Here is a 15,581-nt window from a genome sequence, read left to right on the forward strand (position 1 = left end):
TTATCGTTATCTTCTGACTGAGCATGGCGACGAACTCTCCGGTAGGTTCTCCTACGTCACATTTACATCACAGTCATTGTGTGTCGGCGGAGAATCCGGGTTATGCCCCGTTATCATCCGTCGATCCGGATCAGCCCTGCGGGCCGGGGACCACAGCAGGCCGAGCCACACAGTGACGCCCATCGCAGAGGAACCACATGACTGACCACGCCCAGGGTGCATCGCGCCTGCTCACCACGGCCGTCGCCGGATCGACCCTGTCCCTGGTCGTCCTGGGCTCCGCTGTCATGGCGGGTCCGGCAGCGGCTGCACCGCAGGCCCCCCGGACCGTGGCTTCGAAGACCATCCACACCAGTGGCTCCATCCCCTCGCAGCTGTCCGCTCCGCGAGCCCTGTCCGCACTCCCCGTGCCGACGGCCCGCAGCGGAGCCACGTACACCGTCCGACGCGGGGACACCCTCTCGCACATCGCCCTGCGGACCGACGTGAGCCTGAGCACCCTGATGAAGGCCAACGGCCTGAAGCGGACCTCGATCATCCACCCCGGTCAGGTCCTGAAGCTGGCCGAGCCGGCGCCCACCCGCGGCTCCACGAAGACCGACCGGAGCAGGCCGGCCGCCGCGCCGACCCAGGCCGCCGTCAAGACCCATACGGTGCGCGCGGGTGACACCCTGTCGCACATCGCCGCTCGGCACGGCGTCAGCGTCGCGACCCTGCAGTCGGCCAACGACCTGGGCCGCAGCTCGCTGATCCGTCCCGGCCAGGTCCTGAAGCTGGCCGCGGCCTCTCCGGCGAAGGCAGCCGCCGCCACGACCCGCTCGCCTCAGGCCGCCGCGCCCGCCACGTACACGATCAAGCGCGGCGACACCCTCTCCGGCATCGCCTCTCGGCACGGGATGCGCCTTCAGGACCTGCTCTCGGCCAACGGTCTGAAGCGGTCCGCGATCATCCACCCGGGCACGGTGCTGCGACTCTCCGGCGGAGCATCCGTGGAACGCGCCTCCTCCACCTCGTCCGCGAAGCCGAAGAGCAAGCCCCAGAAGGAGCAGCTGGTCCCCAGCACGTTCCTCCACTACCGGTATCCGGACCATGTGGTCGCCTCGGCGAATCAGAACAAGCGCGCCCTGCTGGACTCCCCCATCCCATCGCGGGCACAGACCGTGGCCCTGATCCGGGACACCGCGCGCAAGATGGGCGTGGACCCCCGGCTGGCGCTGGGACACGCCATGGCCGAGTCCAGCCTGAACCATGCCTCGGTCTCCCCCGCCAACGCGATCGGCACCATGCAGGTCATCCCCTCCTCGGGCGAATGGGCCTCCCAGATGGTGGGACGTGAACTGAATCTGCTCGATCCCCAGGACAACGTCACCGCCGGGGTGGCCATCATCCGTCATCTGCAGCGCACCAGCCCGGACATGGACATCGGCATCGCCTCCTACTACCAGGGTGCGGCCGGCGTGCGTCGCCACGGCATGTACCCGGACACCCGGCAGTACGTGGCCAAGGTCAAGCGCTTCATGCAGCAGTTCTGACGGTTCGGCCTCCCCGTCCAGCCGTGACGGCCCGTCTACCCTGGAACGGTGAGTGAACACCGGACCGACCCCCTGATCGGTTCCGTCCTGGACGGACGGTACGATGTGCGCGCCCGGCTGGCCCGTGGCGGCATGTCCACGGTGTACCGCGCCGTGGACCTGCGCCTGGACCGTGAGGTCGCACTGAAGGTGCTCTACCCCCACCTGGCCGAGGACCCCGCACTGGTGGCCCGGTTCGAACTGGAGGCCAAGACCGCCGCCCGACTCTCCCACCCGCATGTGGTCAACGTCCTGGACCAGGGTGTGGACCGCGCGGACGGCTCGGACAGTGAGATCGCCTACCTGGCCATGGAATATGTGCCCGGCTACACCCTGCGCACGGTGCTCCAGCGGCAGGGGGCCCTGACGCCTCGGATCGCCTTGGCCTATCTGGACGCGATCGTGGACGGACTGGCGGCGGCCCATGCGGCCGGCCTCGTGCACCGGGACATGAAGCCGGAGAACGTGCTGGTGTCCCGGGACGGCCGGATCAAGGTCGCTGACTTCGGCCTGGCCCGCGCGGCCACGCACCACACCGGCACCGGCGCCACCCTGGTCGGAACCGTCGCCTACATCTCCCCGGAGCTGGTCAAGGGCTCTCCGGCGGATGAACGCTCGGACATCTATGCGGTGGGCATCATGCTCTACGAGATGCTCACTGGGCGCCAGCCCTTCACTGGCGCCTCCCCCATCCAGGTGGCCTACCAGCACATCAACGATCAGGTCCCGGCGCCGTCTGAGGTCGCACCAGGACTGGCCGAGGATCTGGATGAGCTGGTCCTGTGGTGCACCGCCCAGGAGCCCCAGGACCGACCGGCGGATGCCGGAGCGCTGCTCACCGAGCTGCGTCAGATCCGGATGGCCCTGGCCGATGAGGACCTGGACTTCGAGGGTGCGGTGCTCGCCACCGCACCGGCCTCCCCGGGGATTCCCGACGACGGCCCCGCCGGCGAGGCGACCACAGTCGCCCTGGGCGCGTCACCGGTTCACCCCCGCGACGATGACGACCTCGATGAGGTCGACGACCCTGACCGCACCGAGGCCTTCGGCCCGGATCAGACCGAGGTGATCGGTGTGCATTCCACCGTCGCCCTGGACCCTGAGACCACCACGACCATCCCTCGGCCTGCAGCGGAGCCGAACGGACGGACCGTGCCACTGCCCGCGCGTCCGGAGCACAGCCCGCGATCTCCAGCCGTGGAGACCTCAGCGGACCGCACGCAGGACAGTGCGCCCGCAGGACCGCTGCTGCCCGTTGCCGCCGATCGCGCGGACCGGGCTCCGTCAACGCGGCAGCAGAGACGCCAGGCGGCGCGGGCGGCGCGAACCCCCACGGAGGACCTGGGTCAGACCTCGCCTCGCCGGTGGTGGATCTGGGGAGCCGTGCTGCTGATCCTGGCCGGCCTGCTGTCTCTGCTGGGCTGGTACTTCGGTTCGGGCCCCGGCGGGATCGTGACGGTGCCGGATGTCGCGGGGCGCAGCCGAGTCTCAGCCGTCCAGCAGCTGGAGGACCTCGGGGTGGGCTACACCCTCACCGCAGCGCATCACGATCTCGTCGCCGAGGACAGCGTGATCGAGACAGATCCGGTGGCCGGCACGGAGGTCCGCCGCCTGACCACAGTGGTGGTGACCCTCTCTCAGGGTCCTCAGCTGTTCGCCGTCCCGGATGTCTCCGGGATGACACAGCAGCAGGCGGGTCAACGGCTCCGCTCAGCAGGGGTGCGGCTCGGAGCCGTCACCCACGCCCACTCGGACACCGTGGACGAAGGACTCGTGCTCGATCAGGATCCCGCCCCGGGCGCCGAGCTGCGCCGGGACCACCGGGTCACCGTGGTCCTCTCGGACGGCCCCGAGCCGGTGACCGTCCCCGACCTGACCGGTCTGACCGTGGACCAGGCCACTCAGGCCCTGGAGCAGCTGGGACTGGATCTGGAGGTGGCCGGCTCGGAGCACTCCACCGAGGTACAGGCTGGCCGGATCAGCGCGCAGGATCCGGCTCAGGGCCAGCTGCGCCCGGGCGAGACGGTCCAGGTGACCGAGTCCCTGGGACCGCGCCTGGTCGAGGTCCCCGATCTGACCGACCTGGACCTGGAGCAGGCGCGTCAGCTGCTGGAGGATGCCGGCTTCCAGGTGGAGGAGACCACCATCCTGGGCGATGTCTTCGGTGACGGATCCCGGGTGCGGTCGCAGAACCCGGATGCCGGCACGGAGGCCGAAGAGGGCTCCACCGTGCACCTGCTGGTCTTCTGACCGAGCACAGCCGTGCAGACCGACCCGCTGCCGTGCCGCCCGGAGGATGCCGGGCGGCACGGACTCCGTCAGCGGGCTGAGCGCTCCGGGTGAGAGAGCGCCTCGGTGACCAGGAAAGCCATCTCCAGGGACTGCTGGTGGTTCAGCCGAGGGTCGCACAGCGACTCGTAACGGTCGGCGAAGGCCGCCTCGTCCACCGGATCGGATCCGCCGAGGCATTCGGCCACGTCGTCGCCGGTCATCTCCACGTGCAGTCCGCCCGGGAAGGTCCCGGCGGCGCGGTGGACCTCGAAGAAGCCGCGGACCTCGTCCATGACGTCGTCGAAGCGGCGGGTCTTGTAGCCGTTCTGGGCGGTGACCGTGTTCCCGTGCATGGGGTCGGTCACCCAGACCACCTTCGCGCCGGAGTCTCGGACGGCTTCCACCAGCGGCGGCAGGGCCTCGCGGATCTTCCCGGCGCCCATGCGCGAGATGAAGGTCAGTCGGCCCGCCTCACGCTCGGGGTCCAGCTTGTCGATCAGGGCCAGGGCATCGTCCGGCGTGGTGGTGGGGCCCAGCTTCACGCCGATCGGGTTGCGCACGCGGGAGAGGAAGTCCACGTGGGCCCCGTCCAGGTCGCGGGTGCGCTCTCCGATCCACAGGAAGTGGCCGGAGGTGGAGTAGGGCAGACCGGTGCGGGAGTCCAGCCGGGTCAGCGCCCGCTCGTAGTCCAGCAGCAGTGCCTCGTGGGCGGCGAAGAACTCGGTGCGGCGCAGCGCCTCGAAGTCCACGCCGGCGGCGTCCATGAAGCGTACGGCCCGGTCGATCTCCCCGGCCATCTCCTCGTAGCGGACGTGAGCCGGGTTCTGGGTGAAGCCCTGGTTCCAGGAGTGCACGGATCGCAGGTCGGCGAACCCGCCCTGGGTGAAGGCGCGCACCAGGTTCAGGGTGGCCGCGGAGGTGTGGTACGCGGTGACCATGCGCTGGGGATCGGGGCGGCGGGACTCCTCGGTGAAGTCGAATCCGTTGACGATCTCCCCGCGGAAGGAGGGCAGGCTCACGCCGTCCCGGGTCTCGGTGTCCGAGGAACGGGGCTTGGCGAACTGGCCGGCCATCCGGCCCATCTTGATCACGGGCAGGGAGGCACCGTAGGTGAGCACCACGGCCATCTGCAGGATGGTCTTGACCCGGGCACTGATCTTGTTGGCGGTGGCCCCGGCGAAGGTCTCGGCGCAGTCCCCACCCTGCAGCAGGAAGGCCTCACCGTTGGCGGCGGCGGCCAGTCGCTGGCGCAGCACATCCACCTCGCCGGCGAACACCAGCGGGGGCAGGGCCGAGAGCTCGGCCACGGCCGAGTCGAAGGCCGGATGGTCCTGCCAGGCCGGCTGCTGACTGATGGGCAGCTCGCGCCACTGGTCCAGGCCGGGATAGTCAGCGGCGCCGTTGGACGTGGCGGTGCCGAAGGCCTGGATGTCTGCAGTGGAGTCGAAGATCATGCGCTCCAGGCTACGGAATCGCCGAGGTGCCGGGTGTCCCGTGACCCCCGCATGACGCGGAACCGGCCCGGTCACGTCATGAAGGTGACACCCGTCACGACGACGGCCGGTCATCGGCGCTGGGAGGCGCGGCGTCGCCGTCGGGCAGCTCCGTGACGGACGGCACGGCCGGCGGGGCGGCGCTGGCGGTGGGCGCGCCGGCGCCCCCGTTCTTGACAGTGGCCGCGTAGACGTCCACATACTCCTGACCGGAGAGCCGCCGAATGGCCTCCATCACCTGATCGGTGACCTGACGTTCCACGAACCGATCACCGAGCTTGCCGTAGTGCTCAGAGAAGTCCAGGGGCTGACCGAAGATCATACCCACGCGGCGGATGTTGGGGATGGTGCGCCCGATCGGCTGGACCTTGTCCGTGCCGATCATGGCGATGGGGATGACCGGGACTTGCGCGGCCAAGGCGAGCTTGGCCACCCCCAGCTTGCCTCGGTAGAGCCGACCGTCCGGGCTGCGGGTGCCCTCGGGATAGATGCCCAGCAGTCCTCCGTCCTTGAGGACCTCCAGTCCTGAATGGAGCGATGCCAGGGAGGCCGAACCGCCGGAGCGGTCCATGGGCAGCTGGTTAGTGGCCTCGAAGAACTTGCGGGTGAGCGCCCCTTTGACCCCGGTGCCGGTGAAGTACTCCTTCTTGGCCAGGAAGTGCACCTGACGGGAGAGCTGGGCCGGCATGAAGATGGAGTCGGAGACCGAGAGGTGGTTGCTGGCCAGGATGGCCCCGCCCTGCTCCGGGATGTTGTCCAGCCCCTTCACCCAGGGTCGGAACAGCAGTTGGGTCACAGGTGCCACCACGAAGGTCTTGGCGAACCAGTAGAACACGGTGGGTGAGGTCCTCTCAGATGGGGGCGCGGCGGTCCGTGCGGCGGACCACGGACATTCTAGGGACTTCAGTGCACGCTGGGCACACCCCGTTAGGCTGTGCCCATGCCTGTCAGCCAACAGCCCCTCTCCGTCCCAGGCCTTCCGATCGAGCGGCGCGCCCAGGCTGGCATGCCGCTGGCCGGCGCCGCCGTCGCCCTGTTCCACGGGTTCACCTCGGGCCCTCACTCCGTGGCTCCCTGGGCACAGGCCCTAGCCGATGCCGGCGCACGGGTGGAGGTCCCCCTGCTGCCCGGTCACGGGACGCGCTGGGAGGACCTGGAGTCAGTGAGCGCCGAGGACCTGCGGGCCGCAGCCCGCAGGACCGTGGATGAGCTGCTGCGTGACCACGAGGACGTGGCGGTGGCAGGACACTCCATGGGCGGCGCCCTGGCTCTGGATGCCGCCGCACATCGACCGGTCACCGCCGCGGTCGTGGTCAATCCCGCCCTGCGTTTCGCCTCACCGCTGGCGCCCCTGGCTCCGGCCCTGAAGCATCTGGTGCGTTCGGTCGCCCCGATCGCCGATGACCTGGTCCGGCCCGGTGTGAGCGAGCACGCCTACCCCCGCACACCAGTGGCCGCAGTGGCGCAGCTGGGCCGGATCCAGGCCGCTGCACGGCGCGGCCTGCCCCGGATCGACTCCCCCGTCCTGGCCTTCGCCTCGCGGACGGATCATGTGGTGCCCGCACGTTCCATCACCGCTCTGGGCCAGGGCCTGAGCCCCGGGCTGCTGACGGTGCGCCCGCTGTACAACTCCTTCCACGTGGCCACCCTGGACTGGGATGCGCCGCTGATCCACGAGGAGTCCGTGCGGTTCATCGCCGGACTGCTCGGCTCACGTGCACATCGCGCGGTCCAGGGGCCCAGAGCATGAGCGAGCGCCCGGAGGGTCCCACCCCGGAGGAGGTGGACCGCCAGTTCGAGCAGATCGTGGCAGGGTTCGGCCCCTGGCAGGATGCCAGGGGCAGCTCGGGGATCACCCTGGATGACTCCACGGAAGCCGCGGCCGGCCCGGTGCCGACCCCGCGCTCCTGGGGACCACGTGACTATGCGGTGGAAGAGGACACCGGTGACTTCGTGCCGCCGGATCCCCCCGCACTGGGGTCGGGACGTCCTGCGGTGGTGCTGAGCATGGTGGCCGTGGCCGGTGCACCGGCCGTGCTGCTGCTGGCGTCGGTCCTCTGGCGAGGCATGCCGGCCGTGATGGTCGGGGTGCTGATCGCCGTCTTCGTGGCCGGTGCGGCAGGTCTGTTCCTCACCCTTCCGCGGGAGAGGGATCGCCGAGATCAGGGTCCCGACGACGGCGCTCGGGTCTGAACGCCAGCCCGGCGGCTCCCAGCCACCCGGCATCATTGCCCAGGCGGGCGCCCACCACGGCTGGTGCGCTGCGGTGACGGCGACCGGGAAGAAGACGCTCCAGTTCGGTCCGAGCCGGCCCCAGCAGCAGTTCGCCTCCCACGGAGACTCCGCCGCCGATCACCAGCAGATCCGGGTCCAGGGCCGCAGTCAGCACCGAGAGCCCCCTGCCCAGCCACCGGCCGGTCTCAACCAGGGCCTCTTCACACCGCCGGTCACCCGCGAGAGCATCATCGAGGACGGACCGAGCTGAGGTGCGTCCAGCTCGGTGAGCCAGGGCTGAGGCCGAGACCAGTGTCTCCCAGCAGCCGGCTCCGCCGCAGGCACACGGCGGACCCGAGGGGTCCAGAGTCATGTGGCCGTACTCCCCCGCCATGCCGTGGGCACCGGTCTCCAGCACGCCGTCTCGGATCAGCGCGCCACCGATTCCGGTGCCGATGGCCACGAACACCAGCCGCCTCGGCATGTCACCGAGCTGCGGAAGCGGGTCGGCCCCTGCTCCGAGCCGTGCCTCGGCCCACGCTGCGGCGTCCGCGTCATTCGCCACAGCCGGGGCGGTCCTCAGTGGCCCGGGCTGGGAGGTGACCGCTGTGGTGAGCGCTGCGCGCACCGGGTGGTCCCGCCACGCAGTCAAGTGGGGACTGAAGACGCTGTGGCCGTCGTCGGGACGGATCCAGGCGGCTGCCGCGACACCCCACCCCATCGGGACCGGTGGGATGCAGTGCGCCAGCTCAGCCGCCATCCGCTGCGCCGTGGCGGCGCACAGCTGGTCGAGGTCGGCGGCGTCGGAGAGTCCGAGGGAACGATGACCCACCCGCCGTGGTTGCAGGTGCTCCAGACCTGGCCAGCGGTGGGCGGCGTGGAGTCGGCCTGCCGCGTCCTGCAGGACGGCCCCGACTTTGATGGACCCCCCTCCGACATCGAGCCCGATCGCCGCGGCGGCGATGCCACGGTCCGGGATGGGACCCGGTCCGTGCGGTGGCGCTGTTCTGGTCACAGGGTGATCACTTCCGTGCGTCGCGGTGGCACCGCTAGTTACCGGCCAGTAGAGTGTGGTGCAGCACACACCCGTAGGAACAGACCAGGTAGTGTGAGTGAACCCGGCACCCCCCCTGCCGAGCAGGCCTCCTGCGCCTGCAGATCCACTCTGCCATGACCTGGGCAACCGTCAGACTGAGGAGCCGCACCGTGAAGGAAATCATCGTCCCGCCTGTGGTGGACGTCCCCCGGGACATGAACATCACCGACCTGTTGGAGACTCAGGTCCAGGAGGACCGCCGCCGTCCCCTCTTCGGCCGTCAGCTCACCGAGGGAGAGTGGACCGATGTCTCCGCAGAGGAGTTCCAGGCCGATGTGAAGACCCTGGCCCGAGGTCTGGCCGCGATCGGCATCAACGTCGGCGACCGCGTGGGCATCATGGCCGCCACTCGCTACGAGTGGACACTGATGGACTTCGCGATCTGGTACGCCGGAGCCGTGACGGTGCCGATCTATGAGACCTCCTCCCCCAGCCAGGTCGCCTGGATCGTCTCCGATGCCGATGTCCGTGCGGTCATCCTGGAGAACCCTCGGCACCAGAAGGTCGTGGACACCGCCGTGCGCCAGGAGAAGCTGGACCCCCTGGTGGGGATCTGGCAGATGGACGGCGGCGGGCTGGACGAGCTCCGCGCACTGGCCGACCAGGGCCCCGAGGAGGCCGAGATGGAGTCGCGCCGGTCCCGGGCCGGCTTGGACGAGATCGCCACGATCATCTACACCTCCGGCACCACCGGCAAGCCCAAGGGCTGCGAGCTGACCCACGGCAACTTCGTGGAGCTGAGCCTGCAGGCCATCAACAGTGACCTCAAGAAGGTCCTCCACCACGACGCCAGCACCGTGATGTTCATCCCCCTGGCGCATGTGTTCGCCCGGTTCATCGCGATCGTCTCCGTGGCCGCCGGCGCCAAGGTCGGCCACACCGCGGACGTCAAGCAGCTGGTCCCGGACCTGCAGTCCTACCAGCCCACCTTCCTGCTGGCCGTGCCCCGCGTGTTCGAGAAGGTCTACAACTCCGCCATGCTCAAGGCCGAGGCCGGCGGCAAGGGCAAGATCTTCGCCGCCGGCGCCCAGACCGCCATCGACTACTCCACGGCGCTGCAGGACGGCAAGGTCCCGCTGGGGCTGAAGCTCAAGCACGCCCTGTTCGAGAAGCTGCTCTACGGCAAGATCCGGGAGGCCATGGGCGGCAAGGTCACCAGTGCCGTCTCCGGCGGCGGCCCGCTGGGCGCACGCCTGGGTCACTTCTTCCGCGGCATCGGGGTGAACATCATGGAGGGCTACGGACTGACCGAGACCACGGCTCCGGTCACCGTCAACAGCCCGGCCAAGGTCAAGATCGGCACCGTTGGACGTCCCCTCCCGGGCAACGGCGTGAAGATCGCCGACGACGGCGAGGTCCTGGCCCGCGGCGTCTGCCTGATGCGCGGGTACCACAACCGGCCTGACGTCACCGAGCAGGAGATCGTGGACGGGTGGTTCCACACCGGGGACATCGGCGCCCTGGACGAGGATGGCTTCCTGACCATCACCGGCCGGAAGAAGGAGCTGATCGTCACCGCCAGCGGCAAGAACGTGGCCCCGGCCCAGCTCGAGGACCAGATCCGCGCCGACGCCATCATCTCCCAGGTCATGGTGGTCGGCGACAACCGACCGTTCGTGGCGGCCCTGGTCACCCTGGACGGCGAGACGATCGGCGGATGGTTGCAGCAGCACGGGATCCCGGCGGACACCCCGGTGGAGGAGCTGGCCGAGAACCAGGCCGTCAAGGACCACGTGCAGTCGGTGATCGACAAGGCCAACCAGTCCGTGTCCAAGGCCGAGTCCGTGCGCGCCTTCCGGATCGCGCCGGTGGACTTCACCGTGGAGTCCGGTCAGATGACGCCCTCGCTCAAGCTCAAGCGCAACGTGGTCATGGAGGACTTCAAGGACCTGGTCGAGGAGATCTACAGCGCGCCCAAGCCGCAGTGAGCCGCGACTGAGGGCTCCACGCTCAACCAGGACGGCCCCGCCTCGGTGACCAGATGGCCATCGGTGCGGGGCCGTCGTCGTGCCGGTGGTTCAGAGCAGCCCGCTGTCCGGAACCGCCAGCCCCAGCAGGGCGTTCTCGATGACCTCGGACAGCGCTGGGTGGGGCCAGTACTGCCCGCGGGCCATCTGATGTGCGGTCAGCCCGAAGCTCATCGCCTGGACCAGGGGCTGGATCAGGTTCGAGGCGTCGTGGCCGATCAGGTGCGCGCCGAGCAGCGTCCCGTCCTGGCGGTCGGCGATGATCTTGCACAGACCCTGGCTGTCCTCCATGGCCCACCCGTAGGCGACGTCCCCCATGCCCTGGACCTTCACCGTGATCCGGTCAGCCCCGAACTGCTCCAGGGCCTGAGCCTCGGTCAGCCCCACCGAAGCCACTTCCGGCCGGGCGAAGACCGCGGCGGGCACCGGACCGAGGTCATTGCGCCGCAGGTCCTCCGGGTGCTCCAGATTGTGGGAGACCAGGCGCTGTTCGTGGTTGGCCACGTGCTTGAGCTGCCATGGGCTGGAGATGTCACCCAGCGCCCACAGCCCGGGGACGGGCTCGCCGCCGGAGAGGATCCGCTGATACTCATCCACCACCAGGCGTCCGTCCTCGTGCAGGTCCAGGGCGGCGGCCTCCGGGTCCAGCCGGTCACTGTTCGGGATCCGCCCGGTGGCCACCAGCACGGCGTCGGCGTCTACGCTGAACCCGGTGTTCGTGGGACCGGTGAACTGCACAGAGACCCACCCGTTCAGGCCGTCCTCCACGCCGGCCAGCTCCCACCCCGTCTTGAGCTCCCACTGACTGCGGGCCTGCTGGGTGAACCGCTCGGAGATGGTCTCATCATGATGGCGCAGCAGCCGCTCCGAGCGGTTGACCTGCACGACGGTGGTCCCCAGTGCGGAGAACACCGAGGCGAACTCGGCGGCGATGTACCCACCGCCGACGACCACCAGGCGTTCTGGCAGTCGGGCGATGCGCATGAACGTGTCCGAGGTGTGCACCTGCGGCAGCTCGATGCCCGGCACCTGGGGCAGGCGGGGACGCGATCCTGCCGCGACCACGATCTGTTCGGCCTGGATCCGTTCCCCGGAGGCGGTGACCAGAGTGTGCTGGTCAGCGAAGCGGACCTCGTCCTCGATCAGGGTGGTGTTCTCCAGGGTCTCCGCCCGGTACGTCCGTCCACCGCGGGAGATGGCGTCGATCCGGCTGAAGATCCGGTCGCGCAGCGCCGTCCAGTCCGTTCCCTGGTAGCGCAGGTCCACCCCCAGCCGAGCCGCCTCTGCCGGTGAGGCGGCCAACTGTGCAGGGTAGGCGTACATCTTGGTGGGGATGCAGCCTCGGTTCAAGCAGGTGCCGCCGAAGACCCCTGCCTCGAAGATCGCCACCCGGCGGTCGTCCCAGTGGGGAGTGACCAGAGAGTTGCCGGAACCGGAGCCGATGATCGCCAGATCGAAGGAGTGGGTGCTCATAGGTCAACCCTAGTGGGCACCCACTCCTCATCCGGCAGTGTGCATGATCACTCCACGACGGCCAGCAGGTCACCGCCCTCGACGGCGGTGGCCCCGGAGAGCAGCACGCGGGAGACGGTGCCAGCCACCGGGGTGGTGATGGAGGCCTCCATCTTCATCGCCTCGATGGTGGCGATGGCCTGTCCGGCCTCTACGGTGTCCCCCTCGGACACGGTGACGGTCACGACGCCGGCGAAGGGCGCAGGGATCTGGCCCTTCTGGGAGGTGTCGGCCTTCTCCGCCGTGCGTGCGGTGGACTCCACGGAGCGATCTCGGACGGTGATCTGGCGGGCCTGCCCGTTCAGGGTCACCATCACGGTGCGCATGCCCTTCTCGTCCGGCTCGCTCACGGTCTGCAGGGTGGTGAGCAGGCGGACGCCCTTGCCCAGCGAGATCACGTGCTCATGGCCACGGACCAGCCCATAGAGCCAGTCGCGGGTGTGGAGCACGGAGGTGTCACCGTACTCCTCACGGTTGGACTCGAAGTCCTGGGTGGGCCCGGGGAAGAGCAGTCGGTTCAACGTGGAGCGACGTTCATGTCCCGCCGCTGTCAGCGCAGCCCGGTCCTCATCCTCGATCTGCTGCTCGGCCACCTTGACGGTGCGCCCCTGCAGGGCCTTGGAGCGGAAGGGCTCCGGCCAGCCGCCGGGAGGATCGCCCAGTTCGCCGGAGAGGAATCCGATGACCGAGTCCGGCAAGTCGAAGTCCTGGGGTTCGGCCTCGAACTGGGCGGGGTCCACGTCCATGCCCACCAACTGCAGGGCCAGGTCGCCGACCACCTTGGAGCTGGGGGTCACCTTGACGATGTTGCCCAGCATCCGGTTGGCGGCGGCATACATCTGCTCGATCGCCTCGAACTTCTCCCCCAGGCCCAGGGCGATGGCCTGCTGGCGCAGATTGGAGAGCTGCCCTCCCGGGATCTCGTGCTGGTAGACCCGTCCGGTGGGGGCGGGCAGGCCGGACTCAAAGGGTGCGTAGATGGTGCGCACGGTCTCCCAGTACGGCTCCAGGCCCGCGGCGGCGTCCAATCCCAGTCCGGTGTCCCGCTCGGTGTGCTCCAGTGCCGCGACCAGGGCAGACATCGGCACCTGACTGGTGGTGCCGGCCATCGAGGCCACAGCGGTGTCCACGGCATCCACACCGGCGTCAGCGGCGGCCAGCAGGGTGGCCAGCTGCCCTCCGGCCGTGTCATGGGTGTGCAGGTGCACCGGCAGGTCGAACTCGGCGCGCAGTGCCCCGACCAGTTCGGTCGCCGCACGCGGACGCAGCAGCCCGGCCATGTCCTTGATCGCCAGCACGTGCGCACCGGCGTCCACCATCCGCCGGGCCAGGTCCAGGTAGTAGTCCAGGGTGTACAGGGTCTCGTCCGGGTCCAGCAGATTCCCGGTGTAGCACAGGGCTGCCTCGGCCACCGCAGTACCCGTGGACCGGACAGCCTCGATGGCCGGAGCGATCTGGGAGACGTCGTTCAGGGCGTCGAAGATCCGGAAGATGTCCACCCCCGTGGCGGCGGCCTCCTCGACGAAGGCCTGGGTGACCTCGACCGGGTACGGGGTGTACCCCACGGTGTTCCGGCCCCGCAGCAGCATCTGGATCGGGATGTTCGGCAGCTCAGCATGCAGGCGCTCCAAACGCTCCCAGGGATCCTCACCCAAGAAGCGCAGAGCCACGTCATAGGTGGCCCCTCCCCAGGCCTCCACCGACAGCAGTCCCGGCAGGGTGTGGGCCACCGCCGGTGCGGCGGCCAGCAGATCACGGGTGCGCACGCGGGTGGCCAGCAGCGACTGGTGGGCGTCGCGGAAAGTGGTGTCCGTGACGGCCAGAGCCGTCTGCTCGCGCAGGGCGCGGGCGAAGCCCTCCGGGCCCTGCTCCACCAGCACCTGACGCCACCCTGCCGGCGGGGCGGCCTGGGACGGGCCGTCGAAGGGACTGCGATCAGGCTCATCCGTCTTGTCACCGGGGTACCGGGGCAGCTTGGTCCGGGGATCGATCCCCTCCACCCGGGGACCATTGGGCTGATTGACGGTGACATCGGCCAGATACTGCAGTGCACGCGAACCCCGGTCCTGACTGCGGTTGACCTGGGCCAGTTCCGGGTGGGCATCGATGAAGTCCGTGGCCACATCCGCGGCGATGAACTCGGGTGAGTCCAGCACGTTCATCAGGAACGGGATGTTGGTGGCCACTCCGCGAATGCGGAACTCCGCCAGCGCACGGCGGGCCCTCCGCACCGCCGTCGGATAGTCCCGGCCGCGGCAGGTGAGCTTGACCAGCATGCTGTCGAAGTGAGGGCTGATCTCTGCCCCGGTGTACACGGTTCCGCCGTCCAGACGCACCCCGGAACCGCCAGCGGACCGATAGGCCGTGACCGTGCCGGTGTCCGGACGGAAACCGTTGGCCGGATCCTCCGTGGTGATCCGGCACTGCAGAGCAGCACCACGCAGGGTCAGCCGGTTCTGAGAGATCCCGATCTGCTCCAAGGACTGTCCTGCTGCGATGCGCAGCTGGGCCGAGACCAGATCGATGTCGGTGACCTCCTCGGTCACCGTGTGCTCGACCTGGATGCGCGGATTCATCTCGATGAACACATGCTCACCGGCACGCTCACCGGCGGTGTCCACCAGGAACTCCACGGTTCCGGCATTCTGATAACCCATCTCCTGGGCGAACTTCACCGCATCCCGGTACAGCGCCTGCCGGATGGAATCATCCAGGTTCGGGGCCGGAGCGATCTCCACGACCTTCTGATGACGACGCTGCAGGGAGCAGTCGCGCTCGAACAGGTGCACCACATTGCCCTGCCCATCGGCCAGGATCTGGACCTCGATGTGGCGAGGCCGCAGCACCGCCTGCTCCAGGAACACCGTCGGATCACCGAAGGCCGTCTCAGCCTCCCGCATCGCCGCAGAGAGGGCCTCCTTCAGCGCTGAGGCCTCTTCGACCCGGCGCATGCCACGCCCGCCTCCCCCGGCCACGGCCTTGACAAAGATCGGGAAGCCGATCTTCTCGGCCTCTCCCACCAACCAGTCGATGTCCGCGCTGGGCTCGGAGGACTTCAGCGTGGGGATGCCCGCGCGCTTGGCGGCCCGGAGCGCCTCCACCTTGTTCCCGGTCAGCTCCAGCACATCCGAAGGCGGACCGACGAAGGTGATCCCCTTCTCCGCCGCGGCACGGGCCAGCCCGGCGTTCTCTGAGAGGAATCCATATCCCGGGTAGATGGCATCGCACCCCGCCTCCACCGCCACCCGGATGATCTCCTCCACATCCAGGTACGCCCGGACCGGGTGCCCCTTCTCACCGATGCGATAGGCCTCGTCCGCCTTCTGCCGATGGATGGAGTTGCGGTCCTCATACGGAAAGACGGCCACCGTCTTGGCGCCGAGCTCGTACAGGGCACGGAAGGCTCGCACTGCGATCTCACCACGATTGGCCACCAGGACTTTGCGGAACATGCCCT

The 15,581-nt window shown here is 69.1% G+C and carries 10 protein-coding genes; 5 read left to right on the forward strand and 5 right to left on the reverse strand.

Features of this window, described 5'->3' with window-relative positions; translation table 11 throughout:
* Positions 1–197 precede the first annotated feature (197 nt).
* Entirely contained in the window at positions 198–1,532 is a 1,335-nt protein-coding gene (locus BM355_RS06885; RefSeq protein ID WP_091696475.1) for a lytic transglycosylase domain-containing protein, read from the forward strand.
* 48 nt (positions 1,533–1,580) lie between these two features.
* A complete protein-coding gene (locus tag BM355_RS06890) occupies positions 1,581–3,821 on the forward strand; it encodes a Stk1 family PASTA domain-containing Ser/Thr kinase (protein ID WP_091696477.1) in 2,241 nt (746 codons plus the stop codon).
* Between the two features lie 68 nt (positions 3,822–3,889).
* On the opposite strand, the gene BM355_RS06895 is transcribed toward BM355_RS06890, so the two are convergent.
* Positions 3,890–5,296, reverse strand: coding sequence for a class II 3-deoxy-7-phosphoheptulonate synthase (locus BM355_RS06895; protein WP_091696479.1), 1,407 nt, complete (start codon positions 5,294–5,296; stop codon positions 3,890–3,892).
* A 94-nt stretch (positions 5,297–5,390) separates the two neighbouring features.
* The gene (locus BM355_RS06900) at positions 5,391–6,170 is read right to left on the reverse strand and encodes a lysophospholipid acyltransferase family protein (protein ID WP_091696482.1); all 780 of its coding nucleotides are present in this window, start codon (positions 6,168–6,170) and stop codon (positions 5,391–5,393) included.
* A gap of 105 nt (positions 6,171–6,275) precedes the next feature.
* On the opposite strand from BM355_RS06900, the gene BM355_RS06905 reads away from it, so the two are divergent.
* Positions 6,276–7,085, forward strand: coding sequence for an alpha/beta hydrolase (locus BM355_RS06905; RefSeq protein ID WP_091696484.1), 810 nt, complete (start codon positions 6,276–6,278; stop codon positions 7,083–7,085).
* Positions 7,082–7,528: a hypothetical protein gene (locus BM355_RS06910; protein ID WP_091696487.1), complete on the forward strand. Its 447-nt coding sequence runs from the start codon at positions 7,082–7,084 to the stop codon at positions 7,526–7,528. Before BM355_RS06905 ends, BM355_RS06910 begins: the two co-directional genes overlap by 4 nt.
* On the opposite strand, the gene BM355_RS06915 is transcribed toward BM355_RS06910, so the two are convergent.
* The gene (locus BM355_RS06915; RefSeq protein ID WP_143109439.1) at positions 7,467–8,564 is read right to left on the reverse strand and encodes an ROK family protein; all 1,098 of its coding nucleotides are present in this window, start codon (positions 8,562–8,564) and stop codon (positions 7,467–7,469) included. The two genes, BM355_RS06910 and BM355_RS06915, sit on opposite strands and share 62 nt — an antisense overlap.
* A gap of 191 nt (positions 8,565–8,755) precedes the next feature.
* Between BM355_RS06915 and BM355_RS06920 the strand changes: the two genes are divergently transcribed.
* Complete coding sequence (locus tag BM355_RS06920) at positions 8,756–10,573, forward strand: AMP-dependent synthetase/ligase (protein ID WP_091696493.1); 1,818 nt, start codon at positions 8,756–8,758, stop codon at positions 10,571–10,573.
* A 90-nt stretch (positions 10,574–10,663) separates the two neighbouring features.
* On the opposite strand, the gene BM355_RS06925 is transcribed toward BM355_RS06920, so the two are convergent.
* A complete protein-coding gene (locus tag BM355_RS06925) occupies positions 10,664–12,085 on the reverse strand; it encodes a mycothione reductase (RefSeq protein ID WP_091696495.1) in 1,422 nt (473 codons plus the stop codon).
* A 47-nt stretch (positions 12,086–12,132) separates the two neighbouring features.
* On the reverse strand, positions 12,133–15,576 hold the full coding sequence (locus BM355_RS06930; protein ID WP_091696722.1) for a pyruvate carboxylase: 3,444 nt from the start codon (positions 15,574–15,576) through the stop codon (positions 12,133–12,135).
* Positions 15,577–15,581 lie beyond the last annotated feature (5 nt).

Origin of the sequence: Micrococcus terreus, from assembly GCF_900116905.1 — a bacterium.
Taxonomy (GTDB): domain Bacteria; phylum Actinomycetota; class Actinomycetes; order Actinomycetales; family Micrococcaceae; genus Citricoccus; species Citricoccus terreus.

Excerpts from the sequence above, each read along its gene's own strand:
- BM355_RS06905 (WP_091696484.1), top strand. The coding sequence starts at position 6,276 with ATGCCTGTCAGCCAACAGCCCCTCTCCGTCCCAGGCCTTCCGATCGAG.
- BM355_RS06885 (WP_091696475.1), top strand. The coding sequence starts at position 198 with ATGACTGACCACGCCCAGGGTGCATCGCGCCTGCTCACCACGGCCGTC.
- BM355_RS06895 (WP_091696479.1), bottom strand. The coding sequence starts at position 5,296 with ATGATCTTCGACTCCACTGCAGACATCCAGGCCTTCGGCACCGCCACG.
- BM355_RS06930 (WP_091696722.1), bottom strand. The coding sequence starts at position 15,576 with ATGTTCCGCAAAGTCCTGGTGGCCAATCGTGGTGAGATCGCAGTGCGA.
- BM355_RS06910 (WP_091696487.1), top strand. The coding sequence starts at position 7,082 with ATGAGCGAGCGCCCGGAGGGTCCCACCCCGGAGGAGGTGGACCGCCAG.
- BM355_RS06925 (WP_091696495.1), bottom strand. The coding sequence starts at position 12,085 with ATGAGCACCCACTCCTTCGATCTGGCGATCATCGGCTCCGGTTCCGGC.